At 63.0% G+C, this 16,869-nt stretch carries 17 protein-coding genes, 1 tRNA gene and 1 riboswitch; of the genes, 6 read left to right on the top strand and 12 right to left on the bottom strand.

Annotated elements, in window-relative coordinates:
- Positions 1-8: 8 nt before the first annotated feature.
- From SH584_RS01380 to hflX, 4 genes are read left to right on the top strand one after another with little or no spacing between them, the layout of a single operon-like run.
- Complete coding sequence (locus SH584_RS01380; RefSeq protein ID WP_324807969.1) at positions 9-2,264, top strand: sensor histidine kinase; 2,256 nt, start codon at positions 9-11, stop codon at positions 2,262-2,264.
- A complete protein-coding gene (gene ntrX / locus SH584_RS01385; RefSeq protein WP_324807971.1) occupies positions 2,264-3,643 on the top strand; it encodes a nitrogen assimilation response regulator NtrX in 1,380 nt (459 codons plus the stop codon). The genes SH584_RS01380 and ntrX overlap by 1 nt, the downstream gene beginning before the upstream one ends.
- A gap of 8 nt (positions 3,644-3,651) precedes the next feature.
- The gene (gene hfq / locus SH584_RS01390) at positions 3,652-4,140 is read left to right on the top strand and encodes an RNA chaperone Hfq (protein WP_322840538.1); all 489 of its coding nucleotides are present in this window, start codon (positions 3,652-3,654) and stop codon (positions 4,138-4,140) included.
- Positions 4,137-5,435, top strand: coding sequence for a GTPase HflX (gene hflX / locus SH584_RS01395; RefSeq protein ID WP_324809422.1), 1,299 nt, complete (start codon positions 4,137-4,139; stop codon positions 5,433-5,435). Before hfq ends, hflX begins: the two co-directional genes overlap by 4 nt.
- On the opposite strand, the gene mazG is transcribed toward hflX, so the two are convergent.
- The 10 genes from mazG to SH584_RS01445 form a co-directional block, all read right to left on the bottom strand.
- Entirely contained in the window at positions 5,415-6,155 is a 741-nt protein-coding gene (gene mazG / locus SH584_RS01400; RefSeq protein ID WP_324807973.1) for a nucleoside triphosphate pyrophosphohydrolase, read from the bottom strand. The genes hflX and mazG overlap by 21 nt on opposite strands.
- A gap of 43 nt (positions 6,156-6,198) precedes the next feature.
- Positions 6,199-6,783 (bottom strand): retropepsin-like aspartic protease family protein, encoded by a 585-nt coding sequence (locus SH584_RS01405; protein WP_324807975.1) that lies wholly within the window; start codon positions 6,781-6,783, stop codon positions 6,199-6,201.
- Positions 6,780-7,364 (bottom strand): retropepsin-like aspartic protease family protein, encoded by a 585-nt coding sequence (locus SH584_RS01410; protein ID WP_324807977.1) that lies wholly within the window; start codon positions 7,362-7,364, stop codon positions 6,780-6,782. The genes SH584_RS01405 and SH584_RS01410 overlap by 4 nt, the downstream gene beginning before the upstream one ends.
- Entirely contained in the window at positions 7,361-8,128 is a 768-nt protein-coding gene (locus SH584_RS01415; protein ID WP_324807979.1) for an MBL fold metallo-hydrolase, read from the bottom strand. The genes SH584_RS01410 and SH584_RS01415 overlap by 4 nt, the downstream gene beginning before the upstream one ends.
- A complete protein-coding gene (locus SH584_RS01420; protein WP_324807980.1) occupies positions 8,125-8,901 on the bottom strand; it encodes a TatD family hydrolase in 777 nt (258 codons plus the stop codon). Before SH584_RS01420 ends, SH584_RS01415 begins: the two co-directional genes overlap by 4 nt.
- Complete coding sequence (gene metG / locus SH584_RS01425; protein ID WP_324807982.1) at positions 8,901-10,406, bottom strand: methionine--tRNA ligase; 1,506 nt, start codon at positions 10,404-10,406, stop codon at positions 8,901-8,903. Before metG ends, SH584_RS01420 begins: the two co-directional genes overlap by 1 nt.
- A gap of 24 nt (positions 10,407-10,430) precedes the next feature.
- Complete coding sequence (locus SH584_RS01430) at positions 10,431-11,402, bottom strand: DNA polymerase III subunit delta' (protein ID WP_324807984.1); 972 nt, start codon at positions 11,400-11,402, stop codon at positions 10,431-10,433.
- A 2-nt stretch (positions 11,403-11,404) separates the two neighbouring features.
- Positions 11,405-12,034 (bottom strand): dTMP kinase, encoded by a 630-nt coding sequence (gene tmk / locus SH584_RS01435; protein ID WP_324807986.1) that lies wholly within the window; start codon positions 12,032-12,034, stop codon positions 11,405-11,407.
- 6 nt (positions 12,035-12,040) lie between these two features.
- Positions 12,041-13,177 (bottom strand): D-alanyl-D-alanine carboxypeptidase family protein, encoded by a 1,137-nt coding sequence (locus tag SH584_RS01440; RefSeq protein WP_324807988.1) that lies wholly within the window; start codon positions 13,175-13,177, stop codon positions 12,041-12,043.
- 84 nt (positions 13,178-13,261) lie between these two features.
- Positions 13,262-14,359, bottom strand: a complete 1,098-nt coding sequence (locus tag SH584_RS01445) for a lytic murein transglycosylase (RefSeq protein WP_324807990.1) — start codon at positions 14,357-14,359, stop codon at positions 13,262-13,264.
- Positions 14,360-14,469: 110 nt separating this feature from the next.
- On the opposite strand from SH584_RS01445, the gene SH584_RS01450 reads away from it, so the two are divergent.
- A tRNA-Ser gene (locus SH584_RS01450) sits at positions 14,470-14,559 on the top strand.
- Positions 14,560-14,646: 87 nt separating this feature from the next.
- Positions 14,647-15,837 carry an acyl-CoA dehydrogenase gene (locus SH584_RS01455; protein WP_324807991.1) on the top strand — a complete coding sequence of 397 codons (1,191 nt, stop codon included), beginning with the start codon at positions 14,647-14,649 and terminating at the stop codon, positions 15,835-15,837.
- 6 nt (positions 15,838-15,843) lie between these two features.
- Here the strand turns inward: SH584_RS01455 and SH584_RS01460 are convergent, their stop codons facing one another.
- Together SH584_RS01460 and rpmE are read right to left on the bottom strand one after the other, a co-directional pair.
- Positions 15,844-16,377 (bottom strand): GNAT family N-acetyltransferase, encoded by a 534-nt coding sequence (locus SH584_RS01460; RefSeq protein ID WP_324807992.1) that lies wholly within the window; start codon positions 16,375-16,377, stop codon positions 15,844-15,846.
- Between the two features lie 4 nt (positions 16,378-16,381).
- Positions 16,382-16,612, bottom strand: a complete 231-nt coding sequence (rpmE, locus tag SH584_RS01465; RefSeq protein WP_322840526.1) for a 50S ribosomal protein L31 — start codon at positions 16,610-16,612, stop codon at positions 16,382-16,384.
- A gap of 101 nt (positions 16,613-16,713) precedes the next feature.
- A riboswitch (cobalamin riboswitch) is annotated at positions 16,714-16,857 on the top strand.
- The last annotated feature ends 12 nt before the right edge of the window (positions 16,858-16,869 follow it).

Genomic DNA, 16,869 nt, shown 5'->3' on the forward strand with positions numbered 1-16,869 from the left:
GTGTCCGGATGGATGCTCGCGTGGCCGATTCAGATTTTGTGACGACCGAAAAGGGTTGGCTTTCGCGCGAGCGCGATAGCGGCCGCATCTATCAATGGGCGATGATCGGCAGCGCCGTCGTGCTCGCGCTGATGCTGGCGCTCAGCGTCAACCTGCTCACTCGTGAAGCGGCGCCGGGCTCCCTGCTGTCACCGCCGCAGATTGCGCTTCTTCTCATCGCCAATCTCATTCCGGCGATTGCGCTGATGGTGCTTTGGTCGCGCAAATTGGCGCGCGATCGAGCTATGAGCCGCGCGATCGGGACGGGAAAGTTACACACGCGCCTCGTCGCGCTGTTCTCCGTCATCGCGGCGGTCCCGACGGTCATCGTCGCCATTTTCGCCTCGCTATTGTTCCAGGCCGGACTGGAATTCTGGTTTTCGGACCGAGCGCGGGGGATGCTGGAAAACACCGCGGCGCTTGCGCAATCGAGTTATGATCGGGAAGTGAATAAGGTGGGCGGCGAGGCGGTGATCATGGTCACCGACTTTTACGACAACCTCGGCGCGAAGCCGATGGAAAGCCCGCGCTTCGACGAATATCTCGCTTATCAGACCTACGTGCGCAGCCTGAACGAGGCGGCGGTCGTGGCAATCGCGCCGAACGGTGCGGTGCGGGTGCTCCGGGGCGTGAATTATTATGATGGCCTGATTGACCAATCGCGGCTGGCCCAAGCTTTGGCGCAATTGAAGGGGACGACCCAGGCGGCCGAAGTGGTGACGCAGGGTCGCATCGCGGTCCTCACGCCTCTGGTCAACGATCCCGGCACCTATCTTTTTGTCGCGCGCGAAGTCGACGACGATTTCCGCGAGCAGATCGAGCGCGCCAATGGTGTGCTGACCGATTATCGCGCATTGCTCGAGCGGAGCCGCGCGAACCAACTCCGCTTTAATGCCGCCCTGCTTGCCGGTGCGCTGATCATCGTCGCGCTTGCGATCTTCACTGCGTTGAAGCTGGCCGACCGTCTGCTTCGCCCGGTTGAAGAACTGGTCGACGCCGCCGGCCGCATCGAGGAGGGCGACCTTTCCGCCCGAGTGCCCGAAATGAAGTCGACCGACGAAATTTCGACGCTTGGACTGGCGTTTAACCGGATGACGGGGCGGCTGCAGGCCCAGACCGGCGCCCTGATGGCGGCCAACGAGCAGTTGGACACCCGCCGCGCCTTCATCGAGGCGGTGCTTTCGAGCGTGACCGCTGGCGTCATCGCCGTCGACGGCGATGCCAAGGTGCAGTTGACCAATCGGTCGGCGGAGACGCTTCTTCGGCACGGCGAAGAGGGGATCGAAGGCCGCGACCTGGCCGACGTTTCACCCGAACTGAAGGAATTCGTCGATGGCGAAACGAGAGAGGCAAATGTCCTTCTCCGCTCCGCCGAGGGCCAGCACACGCTGGCGGTGAAGAGAATGCGCTATGCCGACGGGTCGGTCCTGACGTTCGACGACATCACCGAACAATTGAGCGATCAGCGCCGTGCGGCATGGTCGGATATCGCCCGCCGCATCGCGCATGAGATCAAGAATCCGCTGACACCGATTCAACTCGCCGCGGAGCGCCTGCAGCGCCGCTACGGCAAGGACATCCAGACCGACGCCGAGACGTTTTCGCGGCTCACCGAGACGATCATCCGCCAGGTCGGAGACCTGCGCCGCATGGTCGACGAATTCTCCAATTTCGCGCGGATGCCCAAGCCGGTGTTTCGCGAAGAGAACGTGCACGAGATCGCGCGCGCCGCGTTGTTCCTACATGAGGTGGCGCATCCGGGGATCGAATTTCATCTCGATCCGCCGCGCGCCGACATGCGCCTCGTCTGCGATCGACGCCAATTGGGTCAGGCGCTGACCAACATCGTCAAGAATGCGGTGGAAGCCATTGAAGCCCGGCGCAACCGGGGCGAGAGTCATCCTGAGGGTGACCGCGTCGACCTCTACCTGAAGCAGGATGACGACAGCCTGGTGATCGAACTGAACGACACCGGTGTTGGCTTGCCCGAAGAGCGCGAACGGCTGACCGAGCCCTACATGACGACCCGCATTCGCGGCACCGGCCTTGGGCTGGCGATCGTGAAGAAGATCGTCGAGGAGCATCTCGGCGAAATTGCGTTCCTCGATCGCGCTCGCGGGGGAACGCGCGTGCGCATCGCTTTCGACGCGGCTCGGCTTGCCGAACTCGACAGTGGCACGGCGGGTACGGCGGAAGACAATATTGACGAGAAGGAAATCGGCTGATGGCCCTCGAAGTTCTTGTGGTGGATGACGAAGCCGACATTCGGGAACTGGTGTCGGGCGTGCTCGAGGACGAGGGCTATGCCGTTCGGACGGCGGGCGACAGCACGTCCGCGCTCGACGCGATCGAGGAAAGGCGTCCAAGCCTCGTCCTGCTCGACGTCTGGCTTCAGGGGTCGAAGATGGACGGCCTGCAATTGCTCGAGGAAGTGAAGCGCCGCGACGCGTCGCTGCCGGTGATCATGATTTCGGGCCACGGCAATCTCGACACTGCGGTCGCAGCCATCCGCGAGGGCGCGGTCGATTTTATCGAGAAGCCGTTCCAGGCCGACAAGCTGCTCCACCTCGTCGCCCGCGCGACCGAGACCGATCGCCTGCGCCGCGAGAATGCGACTCTTCGGCAGCAGGTCGGGCCCGACGATCAGCTCGACGGGACATCAATCGCGATTAACTCGGTGCGCGCCACCCTGAAACGGGTTGCCCCGACCGGCAGCCGCGTGATGATCACGGGTCCTGCGGGTGTTGGCAAGGAAATTGCGGCGCGGATGATCCATAACTGGAGCCCGCGCGCCAACGCGCCCTTCATCGTGCTGTCCGCCGCGATGATGAGCCCGGAGCGGGTCGAAGAAGAGCTGTTCGGAAGCGAATTGGACGGGACGTCGCGTCCCGGACTTCTGGAACAAGCGCACGGTGGAACGCTGTTCCTCGACGAGATCGCGGACATGCCGCTGACGACGCAGGGAAAGATCCTGCGCGTCCTGACCGACCAGAGCTACAATCGGGTAGGGGGACAGCGCCCGGTGAAGGTCGACGTCCGCGTCCTTTCGGCCACGTCGCGCAACCTGTCGGACGAGATCGCCGTGGGCCGCTTTCGCGAGGACCTCTATTACCGGCTCAACGTCGTTCCCGTGAAGATCCCGCCGCTTCGCGACCGACGTGAAGACATTCCCGAACTCGTCGGCCATTTCCTGGCACGCTACGCCGTCGAGCGGCGTATTCGCACCCCCATGCTGTCGAAGGACGCGATGGCGGCGCTACAGGCGCACGACTGGCCGGGCAATGTCCGCCAGCTTCGCAACATTATCGAGCGGACGATGATCTTGGCGCCGAGCGATCGCGTCGACTGCATCGAAGTCGATCTCCTGCCCACCGAGATCGTGGAAAGCCAAGGGACGGCGAGCCTCGGCAGTTCGTCGATGGCGATCATGGGGTCACCGCTGCGAGAGGCACGCGAGAGTTTCGAACGCGAATATCTCAAAATTCAAATTCGCCGCTTCTCGGGCAACATCTCGCGTACAGCCTCGTTCATCGGCATGGAGCGGTCCGCGCTCCACCGGAAGCTGAAGGCGCTGGGGCTGGGTGACAAGCGCGATGAGGAATGACCCGAATAATGGCTGACAAGTCTCCCAATTTGCAGGATCAATTCCTCAACAGCATCCGTCGATCGAAGACGCCGGTGACGGTCTTTCTCGTGAAAGGCGTCAAGCTTCAGGGCGTCGTCACCTGGTACGATGCCTTCTCCTTGCTTCTTCGCCGTGACGGAAACGCCCAATTGGTCTTCAAGCACGGCATCAGCACGATCATGCCACTTCAAACGCCGTCGGATCTGTCGTCAGACCTCCTGCCCGCGCAAGGTGGAAAGCGTCCGGCTCTCCAGGAGCTGTTCCTGGCCGCCGCGGCGCGTGAGCACGACGCCATGACCATCTATCTCGTGAACGGCGTAATGCTGCAGGGCGCGATCGCCGGCTTCGACCAATTCTCGCTTCTGCTCGAGCGCGGTGGTCAGGTGCAACTCGTCTACAAGCACGCGATCTCCACGATGCAGCCGGGTCAACCGCTCGACCTGGGCAGTGCCGAACCAGCAGAAGACGACCGCTGAGCGTTTTCAATCGCCAGGAAGATAATGGGCTCGCGCGCGGCGAACGTGCGATGCTCGTCCTGCCCGATCGTGTCGGGGAAGGGGGGCTTCGATCGATCGAGGCCCGTCTCGACGAAGCCCGCGGACTGGCGGAGGCGATCGGGATCGAGGTCGTCGGTCGCAAGGCTTTCCGGCTGCGGCAAGTCCGCCCGGCGAGCCTGTTTGGAAAGGGACAGGCGGACGAAATTGCCGAACTTGCCCGCGATGCGGACGCGACCCTCCTGATCGTCGATGCCAGCCTGTCGCCCGTGCAACAGAAAACGTTGGAAGACCTGACCAAGTGCAAGGTCATCGATCGCACCGGTCTCATCCTCGAGATCTTCGGTGAGCGTGCCGCGACCGCCGAGGGGCGGCTGCAGGTCGAGCTGGCCCATCTAGACTATCAGGCGGGCCGCCTCGTTCGCAGCTGGACCCACCTTGAGCGCCAGCGCGGCGGTTTCGGCTTCCTTGGAGGCCCAGGCGAAACTCAGATCGAAGCCGATCGACGTCAGATCCGCGATCGGATGGCGAAGATCCGCAAGGAGCTGGAGCAGGTCACGCGCACCCGGGGGCTGCACCGCGGACGCCGCCAGAAAGCGCCGTGGCCGGTCATCGCGCTGGTCGGCTATACCAATGCGGGAAAGTCGACCCTTTTCAATCGGATGACCCAAGCGTCGGTGATGGCGGAAGACCTTCTCTTCGCCACGCTCGACCCGACCATGCGGCAAGTCCGCTTGCCGGGCTTCGACAAGGCCATTCTGTCCGACACAGTCGGGTTCGTGTCGAACCTGCCGACGGAACTCGTCGCGGCCTTCCGCGCGACGCTTGAAGAAGTCGCGTCGGCCGACTTGATCCTTCACGTCCGCGATATCTCGCATCCCGACAGTGACGCGCAGGCGGCAGACGTCACGTCGGTCCTTGCCTCCCTGGGGCTCGACGAGGACGATTCCCCTCCGCGGATGGAAGTCTGGAACAAGATCGACCTGATGCCGGCGGGAGACGTCGAAGCCATGTTCGGGACGGCGGGCCGCCGCGAGGACGTCATCGCGGTGTCCGCCGTGACTGGCGCCGGTGTCGAAGAGCTACGCGAAGCGGTCGCCGCTAAGTTGAGCGACGGATCGATCGAGCATGACATCGACCTCGATGCAGGCGACGGCCCGCGAATTGCCTGGCTTCACGCGCGAGGAGAGGTCGTCAGCCAGCACGGCGACGATGAGAAAATCCATGTGAAAGTGAAACTTAGCCCCGAGAATTGGTCACGTTTCCAACGCCTGTGACCGCTTCGCCTCGGTCCACAACGCTTCCATTTCGTCGAGTGTCATTTGGGAAAAACCGGGCGCGGTCTCAATCGCACGAAAGCGCTTCTCGAACTTCCGGTTGGCCTGCCGTAACGCTTCTTCGGGATCGACCTTCAGATGCCGTGCGAGGTTGACGACCGCAAACAACAGGTCGCCGATTTCCTCCGCTTGCTCGCTCTCGGGAGCCTGCGCGACCTCTTCCAATTCCTCGAATATCTTCGATCGTGGGCCGTCCAAGTCAGGCCAGTCAAAACCGGTCCGCGCCGCACGTTTCTGCAATTTATGGGCTCGTTCGAGCGCGGGCAGGGCGATGGCGACGCCCGCAAGCGCGCTGGCGTCTGCATTGCCGATCCGCTCTTCGGCCTTGATCGCTTCCCAACCGGGACTTTGATCGAGTCCGCCGAACAGATGCGGGTGCCGACGCTCCAATTTGTCGCAAAGGCCGTCGAGGACGTTCTGAAGATCGAAGTGTCCGGCTTCTTCCGCCATTTGCGAATGGAAAACGACCTGAAGTTGCAGATCGCCGAGCTCGTCCGCGAGTGACGTCATGTCGTTCCGGTGGATTGCGTCGGCAACCTCGTACGCTTCTTCGATCGTATAGGGAGCGATCGTGCTGAAGGTTTGGACACGATCCCATTCGCAACCACGTTCGGGATCGCGAAGGCGCTTCATGATGGCAACGAGACGATCCAAGCTCATGCAAACCTCGGTATGATAATATGTATTATGTAAAGTGTGAGAGTTATCCGCGCAGGATCAGCCAGCGCCCTTCGACGCCCCAACTATCTAGCGACGAAAGGAAATTCATCCCGAGCACGTTCAGATCGCTGTTCGTGGCAACGTGAAGGCCGACGTTCCGCCGTTCGATATCGCCGATCGCAAATTCCTGAGCCCGAGCGCTTCCAACACGGATCAAGCCGTTGCCCGTGCGGACGTTCTGCCGAAGGTCGATCACCGATAACCCTGCCGCCGCCGCTGTGTCGCGGCCGATCGTCGTCATCGTCGCGCCGCTATCCACCAGGAACCGCACCGAAATGCCGTCGACCGCCGCGTCGACCCAAAAGTGCCCGTCGACCGACATTGGCACTCGCAATTCCTGTCCAGCAACGATCGGTGCGCCGGTGGCCTCGGACTTGAGTCGCTGCGCCACCATTCCAAGATCGTCGCGGTACGTGAACAGGACGAAGCCGGCTGCGAAAACGGTCAGCCATCCGACCGTCAGTGTCATCAGCCTGAACGGCCGCTCGCGACGCGAAATTAGCATTCCCGCGAGCAGCATGATCGCCATGAGAATATACAGGCTGCCGAGTTGGAGGTCGTTCGTCACGGCTGCAGCACCAGATAGTTTCGCTCGACCCGCCAACTGTCGAGGGACGAAAGGAAATTCATTCCCAGCACATTCGCGCCGTCGCGATCGTTGATGTGGATCGTCAAGTTCGGGCGCGCGATCGGGCCCAGCTGGAAAAGTTCTGCCTGCGCAACGCGCATCTGAACCTCGCCGTTCGCCGTTTCAACGGTGGACACCCGCATTCCGGGCACCACCTGCGCCGCTTGCGCCGCATCCTGCGTGATCGTGGTGATCGAAGCACCGCTGTCGACCAGGAACCGCTCGTCATGGCCGTTGACGCTGGCCTGCACCCAGAAGTGGCCATCGTCGGCAATCGGGATCCTGATTTCCTGTCCCTTCACAATCGGATTGCCCGTCGCCTCTGCACGAAGACGAGCCCCCAGAGAGGAAAACTCCCCGCGAAAGGCAAATACGATGAAGACGATCCCGAAGATTGCGGCCCATGCAGCGGCCATCTTGGCCACTTTGCCAAAAGGAAGTCGCATGCTGATCAGCGAGCCCGCAACGAGCATCAGGCACAGCACCAAGTACAGCGTGTTCATTCCCTGATCGCCGCTCATGCGAATCCAATCTCCAGTCCATCGTGCGCGGGCGCGGCCCAGGCCGGAAGCTCTTCAGCCAATTTCGCATAGTCCATGCTGTTGTCGAGATGGCTGAGGTACAGCTGACCGACCTTCAACTGCGCAGCCCAATCCAGCACGGCCTCCAGATGGGCATGGGTAGGATGCGGTCGGCGCCGGAGACAATCGGCGATCAGGACGTCAACGCCTTGGTACATGGCCAACATGTCGTCAGTCATGTCGTGGAAATCAATTGCATAGCCGAGGGATTTGCCATCCTCATCGAACCGCAGACCAAGCGACTGGATCGAACCGTGGGGCTGGTCGACAAAGCGGATCGCGGCATTGCCCCACTCCATCCCCTCCCCGATGTCGTGAGTGGTGAGGACTGCAGGATAGAGCGCTGTGCCTTTGGTCATATAGCCGAACCGCCGCTGAAGGGCGGCCAGCACTTTGGCCCGAGCGAAGAGCGGAACCTGGTCCCGGTTCATTTGCGCGATCTGGCGAAGGTCGTCGATGCCGTGACAGTGATCGGCATGGTCATGCGTGATGACGACGCCGTCGATACGGTCGACGGTGTTGGCGAGCAATTGGCAACGCATGTCGGGGCCGCAGTCGATGAGCAGCTTCTTGCCGGCACTTTCGAACAGAATCGACGATCGCGTGCGCGCATTGCGGGCATCGTCGGGGTCGCAGGCACCCCAATCATTTCCGATCCTGGGCACCCCCGACGACGTGCCGCAGCCCAGGACTGTGACCTTCACGTGACCGCTTTTCCGAACAATCGGAAGAAGTTGGCGGTGGTGTTCGCGGCGATTTCTTCGACTGGTTCATCGCGAAGGTCGGCAAGAAAAGCGGCAGTGTCGGCCACGAACGCCGGCTCGCACGGTCGCCCGCGATGCGGAACGGGTGCCAGAAACGGGGAGTCGGTTTCGACCAGCAGCCGGTCCTTCGGGATGGTGCGGGCGACGTCCTGCAAGTCCTTGGCATTCTTGAACGTGACGATCCCGGAGATCGAGACGTAAAAGCCCAAGTCGAGCCCTGCCTTGGCGAGTGCCGCGCTTCCGGTGAAGCAGTGCAGGACACCCTTCACCCCGCCGGCCGCGACCGCCGACGTCAATATGTCGACCGTGTCACCCTCCGCATCGCGGGTGTGGATGACCAACGGCAGCCCAGTCTGGCGTGAAGCGTCGATGTGCGCGGCGAAGCGGTCGCGCTGCGCCGCCCGGTCCGACTTGTCGTAATGATAGTCGAGACCGCATTCGCCAATCGCGATTACGCGAGGATGCGCGGACGCCTCGATTAATGCCGCTGCGCCAAGGTCCGGATGAGCGTCGGCCTCATGAGGATGGACGCCAATGCTCGCCCAGACGTCATCGTGCTTGTCGGCGGCTGCGACGATCTCTGCCCATTCGCGCTGCCGCGTGGAGATATTCAGAAATCCCGCGACCCCGCGATCGCGTGCGGTCTGCAATACCTCGTCTTGGCGCTCGACCAGCCCATCATAATTGAGATGGCAGTGGCTATCGATCAGCATCAGGTCGCGCTTTCGTCCTCGCCGAGTTCGAGCCGCGGGAAGATCGGAGTAGGCGCGGCGATCGGGACGCCCCCCTGCCCGGCATCGATGTTCGCGATCAAACGAGCTGCTGCGCCGGGGATGACGGGAATGACCGCTTCGGCCAGTCGGCGAACTGCCGCTACCAACGTGCCAAGCACCTCGGCCATGCGATCGGGATCGGTTTTCCGAAGTGCCCACGGGGCTTGCGCGTCGACATAGGCGTTGCAGGCAAACACCGCCGCCATCCACGCTTCGAGCCCGATCGAGAAGGCGAAGCGCTCGAACTCCGTCGAGAGCGTCGCGCAACCTTCGTTTACCTGAGCGAGGAGACGAACATCATCATCATGCTTGCCCGATGCCGGAACGACGCCGCCCAAGTTCTTGAAAACCATCGACAGACTGCGCTGCGCAAGATTGCCAAAGCTGTTGGCTAGCTCGCTGTTGACGCGATTGACGATCGCCTCATGGCTGTAGCTTCCGTCCTGCCCGAACGTCACTTCACGGAGCAGGAAATAGCGCAGCGCGTCGACGCCGTAGCGGTCGGCCATCTCGATGGGGTCGACGACATTGCCGACGCTCTTCGACATCTTCTCGCCGCGCGAAAGTAGGAAGCCGTGTCCATAGATTTGGCGCGGGAGTTCGATCGCTGCCGACATCAGGAACGCCGGCCAATAGACGGCGTGGAATCGGACCACGTCCTTACCGATCAGGTGGCAGTCGGCCGGCCAGTATCGATCGACCATTTCTCCGCCATCGGGATAGCCCAGACCGGTCAGATAGTTGGTGAGCGCGTCGAGCCAAACGTACATGACGTGGCGCTCACTGTTCGGCACCTTGATGCCCCAGTCGAAGCTGGTTCGCGAAATGCTGAGGTCGTTGAGCCCGCCTTCGACGAAGCGAAGCACTTCGTTGCGGCGGCTGTCAGGCTGGATGAAGTTTGGATTCTGGATGTAATGCTCAAGTAGCCGATCCTGATACGCCGATAGCCGGAAGAACCAGCTTTCCTCAGCGGTCCATTCGACCGGCGTCTGTTGTGGCGACAGGCGCACACCCCCCTCACCTTCGGTCAGCTCGCTCTCGTCGTAGAAGGCCTCGTCGCGGACCGAATACCAGCCCTCGTAGCGATCGAGGTAAAGGTCGCCATTGGCTTCCATCGCCTGCCACAGGGCCTGGCTGGCGCGGTGGTGGGCCGGCTCAGTCGTGCGGATGAAACGATCGTAATCTACCTCAAGACGGTCGCACATTTCCTTGAAAAGGGCAGACATTTCGTCAGCGTAGACCGACGGTTCGAGCCCCTTTGCCTTCGCGGCCTGAGCCATCTTGAGGCCATGCTCGTCGGTCCCGGTCTGGAAACGAACATCGAAGCCTTTCGACTTCTTGAAGCGCGCGATCGCGTCGGCGGCGATCGCTTCGTAAGCATGTCCGATATGCGGCGCGCCGTTCGGATAGCTGATAGCGGTGGTGATGTAATAAGGCTCGGCCATGTCGTTGGCCCTAGCCGCGCCGCCCTAACGCTTCAAGGCGACCGACGCGAGGATTCCGCCAAGCTGGAAAACGGTCGCGCCCGGATCGAGCGACAGGCGCGGCGCCAGGGCGGTCGTCTCGCGCGCCCGCGCATATGCCGTCAGCGCTCTCCCCCGCTGCTCACCGGACGCCGTGATCGCCTCACGGGCAATCAGAGCAGGCACAAGCGCGAGAAACGCCGAGTAGCGATCTGCCGCGGCCTTAGTGGACAACGACGAGGCGAGCTTCGAGCGCCGGATGTTGTCGGCATCTCCATCACGCATAATCCGACGGGCATCTTCTTCGAGCGGCGCGAGATCGAGCTTGGCCATCGACATTGCGCGCCCGGGTGATCCTTGAGCCAGGCCGATCAGTCGCTCGATATCGGCCGACGACAAACCATTGGCCGGGTCCGACAGCACCGACTTCATGGAGTCATTATCCAACCGCGCAAAGTCGAGGCGACGGCACCGCGATCGGATGGTCGGAAGCAAACGCCCCGGCGCGTGGCTGACCAGGAAGAACAAGGTCGATGGCGGCGGCTCCTCGAGCATCTTCAGCAGTGCGTTGGCCGCCGAGGCCTCCAGATGGTCCGCAGAATCGATGACGATGGCGCGCCAAGAACTGAGCGAAGGAGTGACACTCAGCAAGTCGCCGAGTGAACGGACCTGATCGACGCTGATGTTACGGGCGAGACCACCCGTCGGTTTCTCCAGCCGCCGAAGCCAGCGAAAGTCGGGGTGGCTTCCCGCGCTAAGAAGCCGCGCCACCGGATGATCGGTCGGCGTGCCGAGATCGGGTTCGTCGCTGACCGGACCGGCCGCGTCGGCCAGAACGCGTGTCGACGCCATTCGCGCGAACATCGCTTTTCCGACGCCGCTTGGACCAGCGAGCAGCCAAGCATGATGGAGACGTCGCCCGGCCCATGCTGTCGAGAATTGCTCGACCGCCCGGCTCTGGCCAAAAAGCCTTTCCATGCTCACGGCAGCAAGTCGCCCAATGCATATAAAAGTCGCGCGGTGACTGTTGGGGCGCTGCCGTCGGCATCGACCAGTCGTACCCTTTCGGGCTCGACGTCGGCCATTCGGCGAAAACCCGCCTCGACCGCGGCGTGATAGGAAGGCGGCCGAGACCCGATCCGATCGCCGGCATTCCCGTCGCGAACACGAGCGCGGGTGGCGCCTTCGCTTTCTTCCAGGATCAGCACCAGCGTTCGATCGGGGACGAAATCGAGGCTTCCAAATCGATGCAAATCGCGGACCGCCTCGATGCCCAGTCCCCCGGCCTCACCTTGATAGGCCAGGCTGGAATCCAGAAAGCGATCGCTCAGCACCCATTCGCCACGAGCAAGCGCTGGACTAATGGTCTTTTGGATATGATCGGCGCGGGCTGCCGCGAACAGGAGCGCTTCGGCGCGGGGCGACCAGCGCCCTTCATCGCCCGAGAGGAGCAACTGCCGGATCGCCTCGGCTCCCGGGCTTCCACCGGGCTCGCGAGTGACGAGCACGGTTAGCCCACGCCCCTCTAGCGCGGCGGCGAGCGCCGACACTTGGGTCGACTTGCCGACCCCTTCTCCGCCTTCAAGGCTGATGAACCGCCCGGGAGTCATCCCGGTTCAGGCCATGCCGACCATTTGCTTGAACGCAAGCCAGGCGCGCCCGAAGAAACCGGCCTCCGTCACTGCCTCGCCCGCGATCAGCGGCATGACCTGTTCACCGGTGTCCGGGCTCGTCACGATCAGGTCGGCGATATGCTGGCCCTTGGCGATCGGCGCCTTGATCGGCCCCTGATAGCGCAGCTTCATCGAGGTCTGGCCCGCAAGCCCGGCCGGAACCGTTACCGCCAGATTGCGCGGCGCCACGAGCGACACGTCGGCCGCGCTGCCGAGTTGAACCTTTGCGCGGCCCACCGTCGCGTTCGCGGCGAACAACGGCTTGGCCTGCCACGCATTAAAGCCCCACTCCATCAGTCGCGTGGACTCGACGATTCGCTGATTGAAGCTGTCGAGACCTGCGACGACCATGACCAGTCGGCGGCCGTTCTGCTCCGCCGACCCGGTGAAGCCGTAACCGGCTTCCTCGGTATGGCCTGTCTTCAGGCCATCCGCGCCAGCGACCTTGCCGAGCAACGGATTGCGGTTCGACTGAGTGATCGCCTGTCCCGACCCCAAGGTCTTCCCCCAGGTAAAATTCCGCTGGCCGTAGAATTGCTTGTAGAGCTTGGGATGCCGCTCGACCGACGCGCGCGCCAGCGTCGCAAGGTCGCGGGCGGTCACGACCGTCCGCCCCTCGTCCGGCCAGCCGTTGCTGTTGCCGAACCGGCTATTGGTCAGCCCCAATTCCTTGGCGAGCGCATTCATCTGGTTGGCGAACGCTTCCTCGGTGCCGGCGAGGCACTCCGCCAGAACCACCGACGCGTCATTGCCCGAGAGCGTGACGATGCCGTGCAGGAGGTTTTCGACGCTGACCTGCTCGTTCGGTGACAGGAACATGGTCGAGCCTGCCTGCGGGCCATGCCATTTCTGCCAGGTCTCGGGACGAACCGTGCACATCTTCGACAGGGGCAACTCCCCCTTGTCGATCAATTCGAACGCGACCTCGGTCGTCATCATCTTGGCCATCGAGGCCGGCGGCATCGGGCGATCGGCATCCTTCGCCAGCAGGACCGCACCCGACGACAGGTCGACCAGATAGGCCACTGGCGCAGGCGTCGTGAAGGGCGGCGCTGCCGCAGGGGCCGCGGACGCAAGCATGAGGGAGGCGATCGTGATCGGGAAAGCGGCGCGAATCATCGGAAAGGTCGGCTCCGGTCTGCAGGAGGAAATGAGGCGCTACGTCTAGCGACTGGCGATGGCATCCGCTAGCAGACCGACCGAAAGCGCATAAAAGTTCGAGCAATTATAATCGAGGATCGCCCGATAGTTGGTCGACAGCAGATATGCGGTGTTCGACGGGCCGTCCGGTTCGATCAGTGTCGCCATCTCATTCTCCGGCAGACCGCGCCCGGTCGGCGCTACGCCTAGCTCGCGCCATTCCCGCATCGTCTTCCACTGGCTGTGACGCGCATAGACTCGCTCGCATCGCGGAGCGGTCAGTCGCGATACGATCGCGCGGCGATTGAGCGTCGAGGGCACCCGAACCGGCACGCCCCAGTGGATGTTCGGCTTCCAGCCGGCATCGCGCAGGTATGATGCGATCGAAGCCAGGCCATCGGCCTCGCTGCTCCAGATGTTCGCGACCCCGTCCCCGTCTCCGTCGACGGCCAGTCGTAGGACGGCCGACGGCATGAACTGGGGATAGCCGGTCGCCCCGGCCCAGCTCCCCTTAAGGCGCGACCGAGGGGTGCCGCGATCCAGCAGCCGCAGGGCGGCAATGAATTCGTCTTCGAAAAACTCCCGCCGACGGCCCTCATAGGCCAGCGTCGATAGCGCATCGAGCAGATCGAAATTGCCGGTCACCGAACCGTAGCTGGTTTCGTGACCGTAGATCGCCATCAGGACCTGCGGTTCCACTCCGAAACGACGCTCGATCGCGGCCAGCCGCGTCCAGTTGGTGGAATAGCGTGCCTGGCCCCGGTTAATCAGCGACGAGGTGACGTGTTGGCGACGATAGGGCGCGAATGGCGGGATCGCGTTGGGATTGTTGACCTGCCCCGGCTGCGCTCGGTCGAGACGGATCGCGGTCTGGTTGAGCTTGAGATAGGGAATCGTCGCCGCGATCGTGGCGGGACGGATTCCTTCGGCCCTCGCACGGGCAGCGAGGACCTGCTGGTAAGCTACGAAGCTGGACGCGCCCCCCGATGGTCCTGGACGAGCAGGCTGGACTGCGAGCCGGACGACCGACGTTGGAAGCGGCGCAAGCGGATCGAGCGGCTGCGCATTGGCCGTGCCGCCGGCCGTCATGATCGTCGCCGCCAAGATCAACTTCATACGCATCGAATTCTCCAACCCTCGCTCAACGCTAGACGCGAACGGCGAGCACGCCCACCGCATTCGTCCTGCGACTTGCACAGCCCATCGTCGTCGCTTAGTCCCGCCAACCTGAAGGAGAGGTGGCCGAGTGGTTTAAGGCAGCGGTCTTGAAAACCGCCGTGGGTGCAAGCCTACCGTGGGTTCGAATCCCACCCTCTCCGCCACGTCCCGGACCTTCACCTTCGTCTGGCGCCTTCCCGCCGAGAAGGCTAAGGCGCCCTCAAATTCACACCACTTTCGCGGAGACTGACGTGGGCGAGCCGAAAATCCTGCCGTTTGATTGGGCCGATCCCTTCGACCTCGACCATCAGCTGACCGACGAAGAGCGTCTGGTCCGCGACACGGCCGAATCTTACGCGCAGGACAGCCTTCAGCCGCGGGTGACCGAGGCCTATCTCGACGAAAACTTCGACCGCGAGATCCTTCGTGAGATGGGGTCGCTCGGTCTCCTAGGCGCGACGATTCCTGAGGAATTTGGCGGCGCAGGGCTTGGCTATGTCAGCTACGGCCTGATCGGACGCGCGGTCGAGCGGGTGGACTCGGGCTACCGCTCCGCCATGTCGGTCCAGTCAAGCCTCGTGATGCACCCGATCAACGCCTACGGATCGGACGAGCAGCGCCGCAAATATCTCCCCGGCCTGGCTTCGGGCGAATTGGTCGGCTGCTTCGGCCTGACCGAGCCTGATGCCGGCAGCGATCCCGGCGGAATGCGCACGCGCGCTACCAAGACCGCCAACGCGTATAAGCTGTCCGGGTCCAAAATGTGGATCACCAATTCGCCGATCGCCGACGTCTTCGTCGTGTGGGCGAAGTCCGAAGCCCATGGCGGCGCGATCCGCGGTTTCGTACTCGAAAAAGGCATGAAAGGCCTGACGGCGCCCAAGATCGGCATGAAGCTCTCGCTTCGCGCCTCGATCACCGGCGAGATCGTCATGGACGAGGTCGAGGTCGGCGAGGAGGCGCTGCTTCCCAATGTCGAAGGGCTGAAGGGTCCGTTCGGCTGCCTCAACCGGGCGCGCTACGGGATCGGCTGGGGCGCGATGGGCGCCGCCGAGGCCTGCTATCACGCCGCGCGCCAGTATACACTCGATCGCAAGCAGTTCGGTCGGCCCCTCGCCGCCAACCAGCTGGTTCAGCTTAAGCTTGCAAACATGGTCACCGAGATTACGCTCGGCCTTCAGGCGGCCTTGCGCGTCGGTCGGCGGATGGAAGAAGGCGTCCTTGTCCCCGAGACAATCAGCCTGATCAAGCGCAACAATGTCGGCAAGGCCCTCGATATCGCCCGCACCGCCCGCGACATGCACGGCGGCAACGGCATCAGCGCCGAATTCCAGGTCATGCGCCACGCCGCCAATCTGGAAACGGTCAACACCTACGAAGGCACCCACGACGTCCATGCGCTGATCATGGGGCGTGCGATTACCGGGATTTCCGCCTTCTAGGCTTCGTCAGGACCAAGCTGGCCGGCGAAGCACCAGCGTCGGTTCGCCATGATATGGCGTTTGGTGCAGCGCCTCGAAGCCTAGGCGCTCGGCGAGCTTGATCGAGGGCGTGTTCGCCGGCGCGATGATCGCCCAAACGGGCGTCGGCGGAAGCGTGCGTTCGGCCCAGTCGAGAACCGCACGGCAGGCTTCGCCGGCAAGCCCCTGCCCATGGACCTCGGCATCGAAGATCCATCCCATCTCAGGTTCGTCGCCAAATTCGGGATCGAGACCGCGCCACGCGGTGAACAGTCCGGCATTACCGATCAGGCGGAAGTCGCTCTTGCGCTCGACCGCCCAGGTTCCGAAACCGTTGAGCGTCCAGCCGCCGACGGCCGCCAGAATGCGGCGCCAGCACTCCTCGACCGACATGGGAATCGGGCCGAAGTGACGGTGGACGTCAGGATGCTGAAGTAATTGGTGATACGGGCGGAAATCTTCTTTCCGCCACGTTCGCAGGATGAGCCGCTCGGTCTCGACAATCGGGACCGAGCGGGACACCGCCTTACTTTTTGCCGAGCGTCAGACCGCCGAAGCGCTTGTTGAAGCGCGCAACCTGCCCGCCGCTGTCGAGCATCTGGCCACGGCCACCGGTCCAGGCCGGATGCGCGGTGGGATCGATCTCGAGCTGCAGCGTGTCGCCTTCCTTGCCCCACGTCGAGCGGGTCTGGTAGGTCGTGCCGTCGGTCATCTGGACGGTGATGAAGTGATAGTCGGGGTGCGTCCCGGATTTCATGGCATATTCCCTTGGATGTGGCTGGTTCCGACCAGCCTGAAGAGCGAGCCGCGCCCCTAGCCGAAGCCCATCGCCTTGACAAGTATCGCTGCCCGGCCCACCCGCCGCGGCAGGATCAGGGTCCGGCGTCGTAATGGCGCTGGCGAAGGGGGAAGCCGGCGAATATCCGGCACTGTGCCCGCAACTGTGACCCGTCGCCGATCGGCGATGGCAAGTCAGATACCCGCCTTGAACCGTCGTCCGTTTCCCGGCCGGGA

It is taken from the genome of Sphingomonas sp. LY29 (genome assembly GCF_035593985.1).
GTDB lineage: Bacteria > Pseudomonadota > Alphaproteobacteria > Sphingomonadales > Sphingomonadaceae > Sphingomicrobium.